Raw genomic sequence first — 18,281 nt, 5'->3', positions numbered from 1 at the left:
CTGTGCAAAATAGAGGCCCGAATGGCGGACGCCACCGCGGCGATCCTAGACCGATGCGCTTTATTCGATTTGCAACGACGAACACCGACACGTCATCTCGATATAATCGATGCGGCCTTCGTCAACGCTTCTGTCGCCTTTCATTTCCCTGCCTATCGCTTTCCGTCTGCTTTGCCGACTTCTTTCCGATGCCTTACCGTCTTCTATGAAAATCGATCGTCATCTCCGGTCCGTCGTCACCACGGCGGTGCTTTGCCTCTCCTCCCTCGCGTGCCTTTCATCGGTGTATGCGCAAGCCCCAAGTAGCGGTACCGCCGTTGCCCCTCGCGGCGACGCGGCGGACGGCCCCGTTTATGGCGCCGAACTCCAAGGCTTCGACTATCCCTATCCGGTGTCCTACTTCCACTTCGCATCCCAGCGACAGCAGTTGTCGATGGCGTATATGGACGTTGCGCCGGATCCGCAGAAAGCCAATGGCCGCACGGCCGTATTGCTCCATGGCAAAAATTATTGCGCCGCCACGTGGGGCCCGACCATCGGCGTGTTGAGCAAAGCCGGATACCGCGTGATCGCCATCGATCAGATCGGATTCTGTAAATCGAGCAAGCCGCAGGACTATCAGTTCACGTTCCAACAACTGGCGCGCAACACCAACGACTTGTTGCTGTCGCTTGGGATCAAGCAGGAAACGATCGTCGGGCACTCCACCGGCGGCATGTTGGGCATTCGGTATGCGTTGACCTATCCCGAGCAAACGCAGCAATTGGTCTTGGTCGATCCGATCGGTCTGGAAGACTGGAAAGAAAAAGGCGTGCCGCCTGTGTCGGTCGATCAATGGTATGCGCGGGAGCTGCGCACCAGCGCCGACAGCATTCGCAATTACGAGCGAAACACGTATTTCGATGGTCATTGGCGCGCGGACTACGAACCGTCGGTGCAGATGCTCGCAGGCATGTATCGCGGACCGCAACGTGCCATGGTCGCCTGGGACTCCGCGCTGCTGTACGACATGATTCTCACGCAACCGGTCTATTACGAGCTGCCCTTCCTCAAGATGCCGACGCTGTTGATGGTGGGCGACAAGGACACGACCGCGATCGGCAAGGACTTTGCACCGCCGGCGATTCGCCCGACATTGGGCCATTACCCGGAACTGTCGCATCACGCAGCGGCGGTGATTCCCCACGCGACCTTGGTGGAGTTCCCCGATGCCGGCCATGCACCACAGATGCAGGAACCTGCGGAATTTCATGCAGCACTGCTGAAGGGTATGGCAGCACTGACGTTGTCTCAATAATGATGGAAGATCGGTGTCCAAGCCTTATTTCTCGTTCTTTGCAGTTTGCTCGCCCGTTTTGGCTTCTGTCGCCATGGCTTTCTCGGGCTGGACCGTCGATGCGAACGCAGCGACCACGCCGGCCGATGCGAAAACGAATGGCGCCCTCTACGCCGTCGTGCACGTCGACGTCGAACCGAAAGATCTGAGCTCGGCGCTCCCGATTTTGACGACGTATGCGCAACGCGCGGCCGCCGACCCGGCCGTTCGGCATATCGACGTTTTGCAACAGGATGGCGGCACGAATCATTTCACCTTGCTGGAAGCTTTCCGTTCGCAAGCCGCGTATCAACAGTTCGTCGCGCAGTCCTACGTCAAGCAGATGCGGGAGCGCATTCAGCCCATGTTGGGCAGCCCATTCGACGAACGTCTGCACAGTGCCGTAGTGATACGCTGAATGCCATGCCGAGCGATTCATCGGCATCCGATGGACCGCTCTTTCCGGCTAAGGGAATAAAGGAAATGCGCAATATAGAAAAACGATCGATGGCGCGAACGCTACGCGTCGTGCTCGCCGCCTCCGCGGTGACGTCAGCCTGTTTCGCTTCTTCTGTTTGGGCGCAGGCATCGGCGAGCGCGACACACAGGGCCGAGCCCGCGTCAAAGTCGGCGTCGCTGTCCGCGACGTCCGACACGGAGGGCGCGAATACCGCCATGGCAAAGCTATTCGCGCCGACGGGCCGCTTGCGCGTCTCGATCAATATCGGCAACGCCGTTCTGGCGAACATGGATGCCGCGACAGGCGAACCGACTGGCGTCTCCGTGGATCTGGCGCGAGCATTCGCACAACGTCTCGGCGTTCCGTTGCAACTCGTGGTGGTCAAGGGGGCAGCCGCGTCCGTGGCCAACGTCAGCACGGGCAAAGCGGATATCGGGTTCTTCGCAGTGGATCCGAAGCGAGGGCAGGACATCAACTTCACCAAGCCCTACGTGTTGATCCAAGGCAATTACCTGGTGCGGGAAGGGTCGCCGATCACCGATAACGCGCAGGTCGATCAAGCGGGGATACGCGTGGCGGTCAGCAGGGGCAGCGCCTACGATTTGTTCCTGACGCGCGCGCTGCATAAGGCCAGCATCGTGCGTCTGCCGATCAGTGATGCGGTTCCCGCCTTCCAGCAAGACGGTCTCGACGTCGTGGCCGGTATCAAGACGGTGCTCGAAACGCATGCGGGCCAAGGTAGCGGACTGCGGTTGTTGCCCCAGCCTTTCATGACCATTCGGCAGGCGATGGGCGTACCGAAAGCCAAGGGCGCCGACGCCGCGGCCTTCCTGTCACGATTCGTCGAAGACGAAAAGACGTCCGGCTTCGTCGCGACCTCTCTGTCGCAGCATCACATCAGCGGCGCGACAGTCGCCGGCGCAAACGACTGACGCCGTTGCCTCCGGCGTTATCGCATCAAGCCACTCGCCCGAAATACGCGGCGCTCGATCGCCTGGATCAGCACCTTATCGTCACGCGCGGTACTGGCCAGCGTCAGTCGGTCGCGCGCCCGCGTGATGCCGGTGTAGACCAATTCCCGCGTGAGGATTGGATTCAAGCGGGGCGGCAGCACCAAGACCGGATGCGCGAACTCGGAGCCCTGCGATTTGTGCACCGTCATGGCAAAGACCGTCTCGACGGCCTGCAATCGGCTGGGAAGCACCCACTTGACCGTGCGACTGCCATCGCTCGCCAGAAACGCGACACGTAATTGCGTCAGGGTGTCGGCATGCGCGCTCGACGCCGAAGGGCGCCCCGCCCGGGTCGGTTCCGGCGGCGGACCGATCAACGTGATGCCGACGTCCCCATTCATCAAGCCAAGGCCGTAATCGTTCCGCGTCACCAGTACTGGCCGCCCCAGATACCAGGGGGTCGGCGCCCGCACCTGGCGCATCGATGGCAAAGCGATCAGACCCGCCTCGTGCAAGGTCTTCGCGATCCGCTCGTTCAGCCCGTCTACTCCCCATTCACCGCGTCGTAGCGCGCACAGCAACTGAAAACTGCCATAGGCATCGAGTACCGCACGCGCCCATTCGTCGTAGGCCATGCGCAGCGCCGCATAACGCGCCTGCGCGATGGGTCGATCGCGCAGCAAACCGCCGTCGTCGACGAAAGCGGCATCCCGCATGCTGTCGTCGGAGATCGTTGTCTGGCCCGAGACAGGTGCGGTTCCCGCCGCGTTCAGCACGCCCGCGGGCGCTTGCTCTCGCATTACGCGCAGATAATGCGCATAGCCATAAAAGCCGGCAGATACGGCCGCGTGCGTCGTCGGGCTCCCGGCGGGAGCCGCCGTCGAGACGATCGGTTCCACCGCGCCGTCGATCGCAAGGGATCGGAACACACGCTCGTCCGGCTTGTCGGACGGTGACGACGATGGCGACGTCAGTGCGACGTACGCCAGATCCGGAAAAGGGGTCGCGCGAATGCGGCGCAACGCCTGCGCATCGCCGTCATTGACGGCCTGCGCCAAGCGTCCGATACCACTGTCGGCCGTGAAACGATGACTGTGCCGCAGCATCGCGATCGATTGGTCCAACGCCGTGCCGGCCGCGTCCCGCAGCGGCGCATCGATCGACGTGCCGGTGGTTGCCTCGATCCATGCACAGGTTTCCGGCGTGTAATGTCCACGCTGCGCGCGCGCGCATAACTCGCCGAGGACCGCGCCCGCTTCGACCGACGCCAACTGATCCTTATCGCCGAGCAGGATCAAGCGGGCCGACGACGGCAACGCGGCCAGCACCGCCGCCATCATTTCAAGATCGACCATCGACGCTTCGTCGATAACCAGGACGTCTAAGGCCAGCGGGCTATCCGCATCATGACGAAAGCGCCGACTGTCGGGCCGGCTTCCCAACAAGCGATGCAAGGTGGTGACCTCGGTCGGGATGGCCGCGCGCAATCGGTCGATGCGCGCTTGCGGCGCGCCGTCGCCAGGCGCCGATGCATCGGGCATGGCGATGTCCGTCGGCAGCAAGTCCGCGAGCGCCGCCAGTGGCAACGATCGCACCGCGCGCGCGATCGCATCGTTAAGGCGTGCGGCCGCCTTCCCCGTCGGTGCGGCGAGACGGATACGCAAGACGGGATTCCGCGACGTTGGTGCCTGTCGTGCATGCCCTTCGATCGGCGACGTCATGGCCGCCGTCGCGGCGCCGGCGCCGCCGGCAATCGCAAGACATTGCAACAAGGCGAGCAAGCGCACGACGGTCGTGGTCTTCCCCGTGCCCGGACCGCCGGTCACGACGCCGAAGCGCCGACGCGTCATCAATGCACACGCCAGTTTTTGCCAGTCGGCCGCGCCGTCCGGCAAGCGATTCGACGGCGGGAACAAACAGTCCAACAAAGCGCGTAGCAGCACGTCGTTCGTCGTGCCCGTTCCGGAGGTCGGCGTACCGACCCGCCGGAAAATAGCCGCGCGCACCTGTTGCTCGTACTGCCAGTAACGTCGCAGATACAACCGCGCGTCACCGTCTTCGGTGATGACCATGACCAGGGGCGAGGCCGCGTCGGGCGCATCGCCCGCACCATCAGCCGTGGCGCCGAGGTCGACGCATCGGACCAAACCCGTCAGCGATAAGGCGGCACGCCACTGCGCGACGTCGACGCCGTCGAGCAGAACGTCGGGCGTGACGATCCGCTCGATGGCCGTTGCAGCATCCTGCACCGGCCATGACGACCTTTCATCGGGCGGCAGCGATAAGGCAAAGCGCGGATCGGCCAGGGTATCGGCCAATGTCACGCAGACATGCCCTCGTCCCAATTGATGGCTCGCCAGGGCAGCGCCCAACAACAGCAAGGCCGATGCGCCGGGCACCTGTTCGACAAGAAAGGCCGCGAAGGCGCGGTCCAATTCGCGCAGCCAGCCCCGATCCGCCCAGTCACGCAGGACGACCAACATCTCCGCGGCCGACATCGCCGCGGCATTGGGATGCGACGAATAGACCGATGCATCGACCCGCGGGGCAGGTGCGACGTCATTTTGCGCGACGATCGGCGGACTACTTGGCGCACTACTTGACGCGACACCTGGCGCGACACTTGGCGTAACGTCCGGCGCAACCTCCGGCTCGAAGGTGAAGGCCATTTGCTCCTGGGCATCGTCGTGCGTGGAACCGGTATCCGCGCGCCCTTGCTTGCCGGTGCGCTTCGCCGATGTGCGATCGTTGCTCATCGCTTTGCCTCCTGCGGCGCATCGTCCGGCGCGTCGGCGTCGGCTGCGAAGTCTGGTTCGACGCGATCGCCCGACGACGATTTCGCGCCGGTGAACAACGCCTCCATCTCGTCGATCATCTCGCCGGGCGGGCAGGCGTGATACACGCCGTGACTGGGCGCTTGCGCGCCGCGTAAAAAGAGGTACAGGGCGCCCCCGATATGCGTGTCGTAATCGTAACCGGGCAATCTGGCGCGCAACAGTCGATGGAGTGCGAACACATATAACGCATACTGCAAGTCATAGCGCTTCTCCGCCACCGCTTCGGCCATCGCCTGCGTCGTATAGGCTTGCGCATCGTCACCCAGCCAATTCGACTTGTAATCGACGACGTAATAGCGGCCGTCATGCTCGAAGACCAGATCGATAAACCCCTTCAGCATGCCGTTCATATGATGGGGCGTCAGACGCGCGCGCGGCGCGTCTTCCGGCGTATAACGCCGGATGATCCGATCGAGCGACGCCGCCGAAACGTCGTTCAGGCTGAACCAGAACTCCATTTCCACCTGGTAACCGGCAAGCTCGGTCAAGGCGGGGCCCCTCGCTTTGGTGCGACTGTCGGCGCTGGCCGACAATCCCGGAGCAATCGGCAACGGCGTAGCGAGCCAATCATGCATCCAGCGCGTTAGCGGCGCGATCCACGCTTCCCAGCCACGTACCTGACAACGACGCGCGATTTCGTCGCGCAGCACCTCGCGGTCACGTACGCGATCGAATCCCTCCCGCCCTGCCCACTCCAATAGTCCGTGCAGGAAACTCCCCGGCCCCGGACCGCGCGGGAAACCATGCATCGCATCGAGCGACGACGGTGCCTCCGATACGGGCGCCGCACCACCCTCGACGGTATCGGCATACCCATCCGCGTCAGCGTTTATCCCATCGCGTCGCGCCAGCGCGCCGTCTGCGACTTCCTCGGCGAACAACGCTTCGCGTGCACTTTCCAGCGGCGGCGCCATCTGTACGCGCGTGCCCTGCGCCATCGCGGCCAAAACCGTATAACTCGCGATCCACCATGTCTCACGCGGGACGGCCGGGGGTGCCCGCTCCGGCGCCAGCGCGGCGATCTCGCTCGCCGATGCCGACGCGGCCGGGCCCCGCGCGTCGATCCATGCGTTCGGCGTGTCCGATGCCAGCGCCGTATCCGTTTCATCGAATGCGGCAGAAGCATCCAACGCGTCCAATGAGGTCAGCGCGATATCGACGCACTCGCCACGGAATCCGGTCAAGGCATTGGCCAGCTCACCAGGTGCGATCGGCTGGCCGCCATGCAAGAGATAGCCCACGGCGCCGCGATGCAGATCGGCCAGCGGCGCCACACCGATCCAAGTCGCGAATTGCGCGCGCGTCAGCGCCACGTACAGCTTGCGCAAGTCCTCGCCCAGACGTTCGTCGTCGGCCTGTCGCACGGCATCGGCGTCGCCACGCAAGGAGACGTGTGGTTGATGCGCTGCATCGTGCCAGATCAAGGGCACGTCGCTGTCCTTCACCGCGCGGTAGGCACTGGCGAACGGCAAAAACACCAGCGGATATTCGAGCCCCTTGGACTTGTGCACCGTCACGACCTTGACCAGGTCCGCGTCGCTCTCCAAACGCAATTTGCGCGCATCGTCCTGACCGCCGGCATCGCGGCGCTGCTCCGCCAGATGCCGAATCAGCGCATGCTCGCCATCCAGCACGGCGCTGGCCTGTTGCAGCAATTCGGCGAGATGCAGGACATCGGTCAAGATCCGCTCGAGGTTCGCCGCCAGCAGACGGCCCGGTACGGCGAAATCGTGCAGCAGACGATGCAGCATCGGCAGCACGCCCTGCCGCTGCCATATCCGCCGGTATTCCCGGAACTGCGTGACATACCCTTCCCATACCGCTTCGTCGGTATTCAATAGATCGAGCGCGGCCCAATCCATCCCCAGCAAAGGGCTCGCCAAGGCGGTACGCAGCAGCCGATCGTCGTCGGGCGCGGCGCAGGCGACAAGCCAGCGCTGCAAATCGTCGGCCGCCGTGCTGGCAAAAACGGACTCGCGATCCGACAAATAGACGGAGCGCACCGCTTGTTGTTGCAGCGCTTGCCGAATGGCACGGGCTTCGGCGCCGGTGTTGACGAGCACGGCAAAGTCGGCCGGCTGCACCGGCGTCAAGACGCCCGACGCATCGCGAAAGCCCGCGCGATGCTCCCGCCCCAGGGCAAGCAGGCGCACGATATGCAACGCGCACGCCTGCGCGAAGCGGTATTGATAAACGTTGCGTGGCAAGGCGGCGCCGTTCTCGGTGTCGACCCACCACGCGGTCAGGCCGGCCTGTGCCGCGCCATCGATCCACCATTGCCGGTCGCGTCCCCGTGCCGCCACGGGCAGAAACGGCAAGGGATTTCGCGCGGCGGCGTCCCCTGCCTCCGCCGACGATGTCGTCGCCTCGCGAAACAAAAAGGCGCCGCGTCCCGTCGCACGCCGCTCCGCCTGCGCGAAGCAATGGTTCACCGCCGCGACCATCGATCGCGTCGAGCGGTAATTGGTGCCCAGCGTGTAATGGCGGCCCCCGGTCGCCTCGCGCGCGAGGAGATAGGTATGGATGTCCGCGCCGCGGAACGCATAGATCGCCTGCTTCGGATCGCCGATCAGGATCAAGGCGTGCACGGCCGCTTCCGAAAGCGCTTCGGCAGGCGCTTCCGATGTCTTGTCCGCAGTCGCTTCGACGGGCACGCCCGCCACGTGATAGACGGCATCGAATATCCGATATTGCAAGGGATCGGTATCCTGAAATTCATCGATCATCGCGACCGGGAACTGTTTCCGGATCAAATCGGCGAGGCGCTTGCCGTTCTCGCCGTGAAGCGCTGCATCCAGTCGCCGCAACAGATCGTCGAAACCCATTTGCGCGCGGCGCGCCTGTTCCAAGGCAAAGCGATCCGCCACCCAATGCACGGCATGTCGCAGGACGGTATCGCGCGCATCCGGCAACGCCGCCAGCGCATCCGGGAGTGCCTGCAATGCGGACCACGCCGCATGCTCCGGCGGCGCGCCCAGCTTCCACGCCTCCGCCAGCCCCGCTTCCGACAGCCGCTTCCAGGCGGCATCCGGCAACGCCAACGGTGCCGGTGCTTCCTGCATCGCCCACTGCCGGATGATCGCAATCCACGGTTTGAAATAACGTGCCTGAAGCTTGCGGCCGTCCACGCGCTTTGCCGCACACGCCTCGTCCAGCAAGGCTTCTATTTCATCGACCCACGCTGTCCATGGCGCGCGCAACGCATCGAATGCGACCCGCGCTTCTTCGCGCGCGGTCGCGATCGCCTCGGCCGGTATGTCGCCAGCGGGCAAGGTGCCGACATGCGTCAGCAGGCGCGTGACCTGCGCGTACAGCGACGGCTTGCCGAACGAAACGCCCTGCGCCGGATCGTCGGGACCGGACCACCATCCGAGAATGGCCGAAGCGCCCGCCTCGTCCAGCGGATAAAGAAAGGTGCGCCAGTAGTCGCGAATCACCTCGGCCAGCAAGTCGCTCTGGTCGGTCTCCAGGCGTTGCGCGAACAGACTGTCGCTGTCGAAAGCGTGTTCACGGAGCATGCGATAGCACCAACCGTGAATCGTCGATACCGCCGCCTCGTCCATCCACTCGGCGGCCACGCGCAACTTGTGCGCTGCCGCCGCCCATTGCGCGCCAGGCAATTCGGCTAGCAAGCGATATAGCAGATCACCGCCCTCTGCTGCCGCCTCGACCGCATCCTGAACCATGTCGCGTTCACTGCCGAATGCGCCATCCCACTGCAGGGCCGCTGTCTGGAACAAGGCCGCCGCTTCACTCAAGCGATGACGTATGCGGTCGCGCAGCTCCTTTGTCGCCGCGTCGGTGAAGGTCACCACCAGGATCTCCGGCGGCGACAAGGCGCGACCGATGCCATGCCCCAGCACCAGGCGCAGATACAAGGCGGCGATCGTAAACGTCTTGCCGGTTCCCGCGCTCGCCTCGATCAGTCGGCTGCCCGTCAGCGGAAAGGTCAGGGGGTCCACGGCCAAGGGCGCATCGGGCGACGGCCGCGACGTGCGTGGGTCCAGGCCCGCGTCCGTGGCGTCGGATGAAAACGGATCGAATGGGGCTTGGTCGTGATTCACGCGTCCCCCTTCGACCGGTTGCGGCGCGGCAAGGCGCGATAGATCGGTTCGAGCAAGGTGCGCGTCCAGTAAGCCGCCTCGCCATTGCCCCATAGCGCGGCGAAGGTGGGAAATGCGCGTCCGAGGTAAGGGTTGTCGTCCCGTTCGGCAGGCGTCGTCAGCGAGCCGTCTTCATAACTTGCCCGAGCGGATTCCCATGCCTCGGTGCCGGGACCGCCGCCGGCGTTATCGGGGTCGTCGCCAGAAGCGCCTCCCCGCTCCAGCCACGCAAAGCCGGTGCGAATCGCCAGCGGCAGCGGCGCGCGCATGCCCACATCCCAGGCCCGCAGCAAGGCCGGCCACAACGTGGCCAATTCGGCGTCCGCGATCGGTGCGAACTGCATCTCGCCTTTCTTGCTCAGCACCCAGGTCGTCAATGGGCCGCCGCTCATATGCGCCGCGAGATGGCCGACCCAATGCGGGATCGCGCGATCGCGCCGATAGCTCTGTGTCGTCGAAACCAAGGCACTGCTGCTGATGACGATACGCGCTCGCGCACCCGTGTCGGCGCCGCGCACGCCGCCGATCCAATCGAGTACCTGCCGCGGGATCGGCTCGGCATCGTCGAATGCCGCTTCGTAGCGATAGTCCAAGGCCTCGTCGGCCAACACACGCGGCCAGCTGGCCAGCAAGCCGTCGTATTGCTCGAACAACGGCGTCAGCGGCGCACGCAAGGCCTGCGCCGCGGCCAGGCCGAACGCGCCGATCGGCAATGCGCCGCGCCGTGCGAAACGCGCCAATTGCGCATCGACCGCGCCGTCGAGGGCGGCCGTCATCGCATCTGCGTCCACCGCATCGGCAGCGGCGCCATGCTGCGAGGCATCCGCCGCTTGCGCGTCAGCGCTCGACAAGGCCCGTTGCACCGCACCGCGCCGACGAATCAACTCATCCTGCAGGGACCAGGTCTGCAGCCCATCGACGACGAAGGGCTCCTGATCCTCGCCGATCGGATCGTCCGTCTCGAATGCGACCTTCAGGCGCGTCCGGAAAAAAGCCCGTACCGGATCGCGCAGAAAATCCACCAGATGCCGCACGGTCAGCTCGCCATCCCAGACGATCGGCGATAAGCGCGGCGCCGCGTCCGACGGCACGGCGACCGATGATTCCATGCTGGCCGCCTGCATCCTTTCCCGCGCATCGACATGCTGCTGTCGAGACGCCGCCTGCGCCACCAGACCATCGCGCCATTCGCGTGCAAAACTGAACAAGCGCGCATCGCCGGTATTCGCGAAGTAGTCCCGATTGAACGGTTGCATCCGATGGTCGATCGTCAAGGCATCGAGCAGATCCGTATCGCGCCCCGTCGCAAGCAAGGCCGCGAGCGCCGATCCCGAGCGCGCCGCATCGGGATAGGACGCCTCACCCTCGCTGTCGTCATCGATACCCGTATCGACATCGACATCGACATCGTGCCCGCCGGCCAGACGCCATCCCGCCGCCAGATGATCGCGCAATTGCGCCACCAGCACCGATGCCGGCCGTTCCGTGTTGTCGTGAATGCTGCGACCCACCCAACTGATATGCAAGCGGTCGCGCGCGGACAGCACTGCCTCCAGAAACAGATAGCGGTCGTCCTCGCGACGCGAGCGGTCGCCGGGCCGGTAATCGGTCGCCATCAGATCGAAGTCCATCGGCACGCGGGTGCGCGGATAGTCGCCATCGTTCATGCCGAGTAGGCAAACCATGCGGAAAGGAATCGCACGCATCGGCATCAGCGTTGCAAACGTGACGGTGCCGGCGAAGAACGGTTGCGACAAACCGCGCTGCTCCATCTGCGCGAGCCAATGTTCCCGCACGACGGATAGCGGTATCGCATCGTGCATGCGCGACTCGGCGCAGGCGTCAAGCCAGTCTTGCAACGCCGCGTCGAGCCGCAGCAACGTCAAGCCGTCGCGGCTCTCGCTGTCGGTACCGGCACGTGCGTTGTCGCGTCGCGACGCGGTAGCGCCGGCCGCGCCGCTACCATTGACGCCGTCTGCGTCGAAACAATCGGCCAAGAGGCCGCGTAGATGCTGCCCCCACGCCTCCGGCGACGCCGTGCCACGCAACACGCGCCAGTAGCGATGCACGGTATCGAGCAGATGCGTAAGGGGTCCGAGCAAAGCGGCATCGAGGCCGCCGATCTCGTCGAGCGGCTCGATGCCCCGCCACGCCGCATCGCCGCCGACGGCATAGCCGAGGAGCATGCGTCGCAAACCGAACAGCCAGCTGTTCTGTTCCGGGACGCCGCCGCCGTCCCCGTGATGCTCGCCGCCCGCCTTACCGTCACCATCACCGAGCGTCCAGGCGACGTCCTGGCGTTGCGCCGCATCCAGGCCCCATCGGATATTCGCCGCGACCATCCAGCGCCGCAGCAAAGGCAGGTCCGACTCGGCAATGCCGAAACGCGCGCGCAATGCCGGGACGTCGAGCAGGTCGAGCACATCGCTCAAGGCCAGACGCGACTGCGGCAAACCCAGCAGCAACTCGATCGCGCCGAGCAAAGGATCGTGCCGCAACGCGCCCTGGTCGGCGAGTTGATAAGGCACATGCCGCGGATCGCGCGTGCCCGTGAGGCCGAAGACCGCTTGCACATGCGGGGCATAGTGATCGATATCGGGCACCATCACGATCACGTCGCGCGGCTGCAGCGTCGGATCGTCGGCGAAGGCGGCCAGCAGTTGATCGTGCAGCACTTCCACTTCGCGCTGGGCACTATGCGTGCGATGGAAACGAATGGACAGATCCTCTTGCGGATCCACGGCAGGCCATATGGCGCGCGTTTCGGCGAGCGGTCGCAGCGCGAGAATGTCGTCTTGCAGCTGTTGCAGCAACGTGGCGTCGCCGTACGATTCGAACAAATCGATACGCCGGCCGATATCGGCGAAACGCGCCGCATAGCGCTGCGCGTCGTCATGCTGGTCCAGCAATCCGATGAAATCACGCCCCTGCTTGCCCCATGCCGCCAGCAAGGGATGCGCATGCTGATGCAACTGCGCATCGTCGAGTCCGTCGGGAATGCCGGATTTACGCAGTTGCCGCGCCCGCGTCGCGCGCAGCAAATCCTTGTCGGCGATGATGTCCGCCCAGTAATGCTGGCAAGGATTGTGAACACAGAGCAATACCTGCGTCCACGGCGCGATCGCCGACAACACTTCGAGTGCCTGTTGCGGTAACGACGAAATACCGAAGACGATCAACCGGCGCGGCAACATGCGCGGCCGCGTCGCGTCCACCGCGGGCGCCAACTGGTCATCGGCAATCGCGTCCCAGTCGATCGCCAGGGCGGCATCGCCCGCGGAGAATGCATCGATATCGAGATCCAGCGCGCCGGCAGCCACCATGCGCCGCGCGAGGGCCATGCGCATCTGCGCGATGCGGTCGAGAAAACGGCGGTGGATATCGGCCCGGCTCGTGCGCGCGCGGTCGCTATCGCCGTCGCTGTCTGGATCGGCGGCCACGTCGCGCAGCAAGGCGCGCCACAGGCGGGGCTGCCACGCCAGTGACGGCGCAATGGCTTGCCGCCCCTGCCGGCTGGTGAGAATGTCGTCACCGCCGCCGGCCCAGCCATCGAGCCAGTCCGCACGGTACACCTGGTATTGGTCGAACAGATCGGCCAGACGCTCGGCCAATTGGTATCGTTTTCGCAGATCGGCGTCGTGCGCCAGAAAGCGGCTCAGCGGCACAAAGGTCGGATCGTCGAGTAAGGTCGGCAATAAGCGCATCAGCCGCCAGATCATCAATCCCTTGTCGAACGGCGAAGTGCGCGGAACCGCCGTATCGCCCAACACGGCGCGATAGACCTGCCAAAGAAAGCGCGATGGCAACTGCGCATCCAATGCCGCCGCGATGCCGCAGCCGGCATCGCCATCGGCTGCATCCGGGTCGCGCGCCAGCGCCAGCTTCAACCATTGCGCGATGCCGTTGCTCTGCACCAGCACGATCTCGTTTTCGAGCGGCGCCAACGGATGGCGCGTCATCCATTGCACCAGCAATGCGCGCAGCGCATTGGGCTGATTGCCATGGACGACCATGAAACCGGGACGCAGGAAGGGAGGACGCATTGAGGGGCCAGCCGGACAGCTGCGTGCGAAAACGCTATTCTAAAGCCAATGGTGCCTGACGCCATGCCCCTCATACCATCAGGACGACGCCGCTCCCATGTCGATTCCCTCCGTTACCCGCTTTCCTGCCGAGACCGAACTGGACGTTGCGCACACCGATCCCGTCGGCACGGACACTACGCCACCGCCCCACGCCGAAGTCTGGCTGATCCGTCATGGCGAAACCGCGTGGAGCAAGACCGGACAACATACGGGCCGCACCGACGTGCCGCTGACCGACACCGGCCGCGAACAGGCGAAGGCGCTGCAAGCGTCTTTGGCCGGCATCGCGTTCGACGCCGTCTGGTGCAGTCCCCTGGTGCGCGCCCGCGAGACGTGCGCGCTGTCCGGCATCCTCGGCCCCGCCGGCGCGGAGACACGGGAATATATTGCGCAGGCCGATGTGCAGGAGTGGGATTACGGCATCTACGAGGGCCGCAAAACAGCGGATATTCGCCGCAGCGAGCCGGACTGGGCCGTGTGGGAGTCGCCGATGCCCGATGGTGAAAGCCTGCATGACATCGCGGTACGCGCGCACCGGGTCACCGATGGACTCCGCAAGGCGCTATTGGTCGCGGCGAGCGAGAAAAGCCAGGCGACGGACGGCGCGGACGGATCGCCGCCAGCTATCTCGCGTATCGCCGTGTTCTCGCACGGCCACTTTCTGCGCGTACTCGCCGGCACATGGATCGGCGATGCCCGCCTGGGACGGCATCTGACGCTCGACACGGCGACGATCAGCGTCTTGGGCTTCGACCGCGAAACGCCGGCGATCCGGCGTTGGAATTGGCTGCCCCCGTCGCGTCAGCGGTAAGGCGATAAGGCATTGGGGCGTCGGCGCGTGGCGGCATCAAGGGCGCGCCGCGGCACCCCGGATCGGGGGCATCCGCTTACCGATCAAACCACTGGCCAACAAGGTGCCCGCCAGCACGATGCAGGAACCCACCAGTGTCAGTGGCGTCAATGCCTCCTTCAAGAAAAGCGCGCCCCACAGCAGGCCGAAGACGGGAATCAGGAAGGTCACCGAGACCGCGCGCGCCGGGCCGGCACTCGCGATCAAGGCGTAATACAGGCCATATGCGAAAGCGGTGCAGAGCACGCCCAGCAGCGCGACAGCGATCCACGCCTGTGCCGATATCGCATTGGCGGGCCACCAGAGCCAGGCCAGCGGCAATAAGGCGGCCGCGGCCACCATCATGCTCGCCGTCGCGACGGCGAGAGAGTCGACGCCGGTCAGATGGCGCTTCGTGAAATTCGCGGCGATGCCATAGCACAGCGTGGCCCCCAATACGGCCAGCGGCGCCAGCGGATTCGATTGCGGACCCGTGCCGCGCGTCAAATCCGGCCACACCAGCACGACGACGCCGACCAGGCCCAACAGCATTCCCACCGCGCGCAGGCGACCCAAACGATCGCCGAGCCAGACAAAAGCGACCAAGGCGGCCCACAACGGCGTTGTTGCATTTATCACCGACGTCACGCCTGCAGACAGGGTCAATTCGGCATAGGCAAATAGACAAAACGGCAAGGCCTGATTCAGGATGCCGACGACGATCAAGGCCGGCCAGTGCCCTCGCATGGCGGCAAATCCCCCGACTGGCGCACTCGCCACCCGCCGCCTGCCTTGCTTGGCCAGCATGAATACAAGGAGGCAGACGGCCGCAATGGACACGCGCATCGCCATCAACGGTACCGGCCCGAAAGGCGCCGCGCCGATGCGAATAAAAAGAAACGAGGCGCCCCACACCGCCGCCAATGAAATCAACATACCGAACATGCGCGGTGTCATTCCGACTGCTCCAAAATGTAATGCACTAGAAAGCAAAGCGCGGTGTCGCGCCAAGACAGATGCGAGCGGACCAGCGCAAGAGCCTTAATGCATAGTCGAGTCGACCGGATTCAATCGATCGTTTGTACCTATCAAAAAGCTTTCGCGACGCGCGTGTCTTTATCTCAATTGCGCGCTACTCTAAGAGAATCAGGTCCGCGCGTAAAACGAGATGTTGTCCACGGTGATGTGAGATCGGCTCACACATTGCGACGGGCCCCTCAGCCGATACAGATGACGGAGACCGCACCATGCAAGGTCGGGACGCAGCGGCAACGAGAAACCGGATTCTAGACGCGTGTGAGCAGGTCTACGCAACCGAGGGCGTCGAAGGCCTGACACTGCGGACGATCACCGAACGGGCGGCAGTCAATCTCGCATCGGTCAATTACCACTTCGGCACGAAGGAGGTGCTGACCGCGGAGATGCTGAAACGCCGTGTGATGCCGATTCATCAGGAACGGCAGGCGCTGCTGGATAGCGTGGAAGCGCACTTCGGCACGCAGATTCGCCCCACCCATGTGCTGGGCGCCACCATCATCCCTTTGCTGAACGTGTTGACGACGCCGAATGCGCCGCTTCACCTGCTGTCGTTCTTGCTGCGGTCATCGTCCGATCCCGCCGCGATCGTCCGTCACGCGATGGAGTCCACGTTTCAACATGTCAGCGACCGGGTCGACGCGGCGTTTGCCCGAAGCGCCTTTCATATGCAGCGCGATGATGCAGTCTGGCGTTCGCGCGTTTTCTTCAACGCCTTTCCTGGCACCGTCGCAAATCAGAACCTCGTGACGATGCTGATCGATATGCTGAAGACGCCGAATGTCACCGCCTTCGATACCTTGCTGCAGTTCGGCACCGTGCTCGAATGCGTGATGCATCACGATGCGCGCGACGATACGGTTGCCGATTTGGCGCGCGAGACGCTGACGATTCTGGCGCGCGCACCCGCGCTGGTAACGCTCAGCGAGCGCATCGCCCTGCTGCCCGGGATGCCAGCGCCGGTGCTCGTCTCGCCGTTCCCTACATGGGGCACCTGAAGCGACTTGCTTAGCGGCGAAGCCAGGCGCCGGTGACTGCGTCACGAATCGGCGTCGCGCCTTGCTGCGCGCCCAGCGGCGCGTCGACGATGCCATCCAGGGCCGTCCCGAAATAACGCAGCAGCGTGGCATTGTCGCGTGCCGGAGGTGCGCCATGGATGTTCGCGCTCGTGGAAACGAGGGCGCCACCAAAGGCATCGCACAATGCCGCGGCAGGCGCATGCGCCGTGACCCGCAGCGCGATGCCGTCATGGCCGCCCGTCACCCAATCCGGCACGACGGCCGCACGCGGGAAGACCCACGTCATCGGCCCTGGCCACGTCGGATTCACCTCAGCCCACAGTCGCGCGCGCGCCGCATCGTCCAATCCGGACAAATCGATCAAGGGCAAGACCTGTTCGATACGCGAGGCGATCAACAGCACACCGACGGCGGCCGGCCGTTGCTTCAACGTAAAAATCTGCGCGACGGCATCGGCATTGAACGGATCCGCACCCAGGCCAAAGACCCCTTCCGTCGGATAGGCCAGCACCTGGCCATCTCGCAGCGCCTGTCCCGCTTCGCGCATCGATCGCGGTCCGGGCGACGCAGGCGATGGCACGCTGTCCATGCCGCGATCGCTCTTGCGTCGGCCCGCGCCGCCCCATCCATACCGCAGCGGGCGCACCTCGGCACCCGCGCCCAACTGGCTGGCGGTATCCGGCGCCGCTCCGGTTTCACGTTCGGTCATCATGCACTCGCCTCGTTCTCACGCCTCGTCCAGGCCGATATCGACACTGGACGCCGCCTGCGTCAGTTTGCTGGTGGAGATATAGTCGACACCGGTCCGCGCGACGTCTCCGATGCTCGACAGCGTAATACCGCCCGACGCTTCCAGCTTCGTGCGACCGTCGACCAGCGCAACCGCCGCACGCATATCCTCGATCGACATATTGTCCAACATGATCAAGTCCACGCCGGCGCTCAACGCCTCGCGCACCTGATCGAGCCGATCGCATTCGACTTCGAGCTTGGTCAGCACCGGCAATTGACGGCGCGCACGCCGCACCGCTTCGGCAATGCTGCCGCAGACGACGATGTGGTTGTCCTTGATCATCACGCCGTTGTCGAGCCCGAGTCGATGGTTCAATCCGCCGCCGCACACCACCGCGTGCTTTTCGAGCATCCGCAAACCGGGCGTCGTCTTGCGGGTATCGATCAGTCGCGCCTGCGTTCCGGCAACCGCTTCCACGTAGCGCGCCGTGGTATTGGCGATCCCCGACAGATGCTGGATCAGGTTCAACGCCGTGCGCTCCACGGTCAGCACGCTGCGCGCGATCCCCGATACCGCCATCAGGACCGTGCCCGCCTCGACACGCTGGCCGTCGCGGACGCGCACATCGAGCGTGAGCGTGGGATCGTAGCGACGAAAAACGCGCGCGGCGATGTCGATGCCGGCAACGATCAACGGCTCTCGTGCATTCATCACGAAATGGCCGGTCTCATCGGCTTCGATCATCAATTGGGCGGTCAGATCGCCGTGACCGATATCCTCGGTCAGCCAAAGATCAATCAAGCGTTCGGTCTGGAAAACGTCGTACATGCGGATCGTCCGTTGCAAAGCCAGAAAACCGGCCCGGGCGGCCGGAATAATTTTTTGCCATGATAGCCGTTCTCGCGCATACGA

The 18,281-nt window shown here is 64.4% G+C and carries 11 protein-coding genes; 5 read left to right on the top strand and 6 right to left on the bottom strand.

Features of this window, described 5'->3' with window-relative positions; all coding sequences use genetic code 11:
- Positions 1-205 precede the first annotated feature (205 nt).
- The 3 genes from ABEG21_RS03280 (at position 206) to ABEG21_RS03270 (ending at position 2,707) form a co-directional block, all read left to right on the top strand.
- Positions 206-1,297: an alpha/beta hydrolase gene (locus tag ABEG21_RS03280; protein ID WP_347555850.1), complete on the top strand. Its 1,092-nt coding sequence runs from the start codon at positions 206-208 to the stop codon at positions 1,295-1,297.
- 13 nt (positions 1,298-1,310) lie between these two features.
- The gene (locus tag ABEG21_RS03275) at positions 1,311-1,733 is read left to right on the top strand and encodes an antibiotic biosynthesis monooxygenase (protein ID WP_347555849.1); all 423 of its coding nucleotides are present in this window, start codon (positions 1,311-1,313) and stop codon (positions 1,731-1,733) included.
- A 257-nt stretch (positions 1,734-1,990) separates the two neighbouring features.
- Complete coding sequence (locus ABEG21_RS03270; protein WP_347556602.1) at positions 1,991-2,707, top strand: transporter substrate-binding domain-containing protein; 717 nt, start codon at positions 1,991-1,993, stop codon at positions 2,705-2,707.
- A 17-nt stretch (positions 2,708-2,724) separates the two neighbouring features.
- On the opposite strand, the gene ABEG21_RS03265 is transcribed toward ABEG21_RS03270, so the two are convergent.
- Genes ABEG21_RS03265 through recC form a run of 3 tightly spaced genes read right to left on the bottom strand, consistent with a single transcriptional unit; the run spans position 2,725 to position 13,711 of the window.
- Positions 2,725-5,484 (bottom strand): AAA family ATPase, encoded by a 2,760-nt coding sequence (locus tag ABEG21_RS03265; RefSeq protein WP_347555848.1) that lies wholly within the window; start codon positions 5,482-5,484, stop codon positions 2,725-2,727.
- A complete protein-coding gene (gene recB / locus ABEG21_RS03260; protein ID WP_347555847.1) occupies positions 5,481-9,629 on the bottom strand; it encodes an exodeoxyribonuclease V subunit beta in 4,149 nt (1,382 codons plus the stop codon). Before recB ends, ABEG21_RS03265 begins: the two co-directional genes overlap by 4 nt.
- On the bottom strand, positions 9,626-13,711 hold the full coding sequence (gene recC / locus ABEG21_RS03255) for an exodeoxyribonuclease V subunit gamma (RefSeq protein WP_347555846.1): 4,086 nt from the start codon (positions 13,709-13,711) through the stop codon (positions 9,626-9,628). Before recC ends, recB begins: the two co-directional genes overlap by 4 nt.
- Positions 13,712-13,808: 97 nt before the next feature.
- Between recC and ABEG21_RS03250 the strand changes: the two genes are divergently transcribed.
- The gene (locus ABEG21_RS03250; protein WP_347555845.1) at positions 13,809-14,564 is read left to right on the top strand and encodes a histidine phosphatase family protein; all 756 of its coding nucleotides are present in this window, start codon (positions 13,809-13,811) and stop codon (positions 14,562-14,564) included.
- A 36-nt stretch (positions 14,565-14,600) separates the two neighbouring features.
- Here ABEG21_RS03250 and ABEG21_RS03245 read toward each other — a convergent pair whose 3' ends face one another.
- Positions 14,601-15,539 carry a DMT family transporter gene (locus ABEG21_RS03245; protein ID WP_347555844.1) on the bottom strand — a complete coding sequence of 313 codons (939 nt, stop codon included), beginning with the start codon at positions 15,537-15,539 and terminating at the stop codon, positions 14,601-14,603.
- 290 nt (positions 15,540-15,829) lie between these two features.
- On the opposite strand from ABEG21_RS03245, the gene ABEG21_RS03240 reads away from it, so the two are divergent.
- A complete protein-coding gene (locus ABEG21_RS03240) occupies positions 15,830-16,615 on the top strand; it encodes a TetR/AcrR family transcriptional regulator (protein ID WP_347555843.1) in 786 nt (261 codons plus the stop codon).
- Positions 16,616-16,625: 10 nt separating this feature from the next.
- Here ABEG21_RS03240 and ABEG21_RS03235 read toward each other — a convergent pair whose 3' ends face one another.
- Positions 16,626-17,348: a Sua5/YciO/YrdC/YwlC family protein gene (locus ABEG21_RS03235; RefSeq protein WP_347555842.1), complete on the bottom strand. Its 723-nt coding sequence runs from the start codon at positions 17,346-17,348 to the stop codon at positions 16,626-16,628.
- A gap of 15 nt (positions 17,349-17,363) precedes the next feature.
- Positions 17,364-18,197, bottom strand: coding sequence for a carboxylating nicotinate-nucleotide diphosphorylase (gene nadC, locus ABEG21_RS03230; protein ID WP_347555841.1), 834 nt, complete (start codon positions 18,195-18,197; stop codon positions 17,364-17,366).
- Between the last annotated feature and the right edge of the window lie 84 nt (positions 18,198-18,281).

The organism is Robbsia sp. KACC 23696, assembly GCF_039852015.1.
GTDB lineage: Bacteria > Pseudomonadota > Gammaproteobacteria > Burkholderiales > Burkholderiaceae > Robbsia.
The sequence above is the reverse complement of the archived record's forward strand: the minus strand, read 5'-3'. Positions and strand labels throughout refer to the sequence as shown.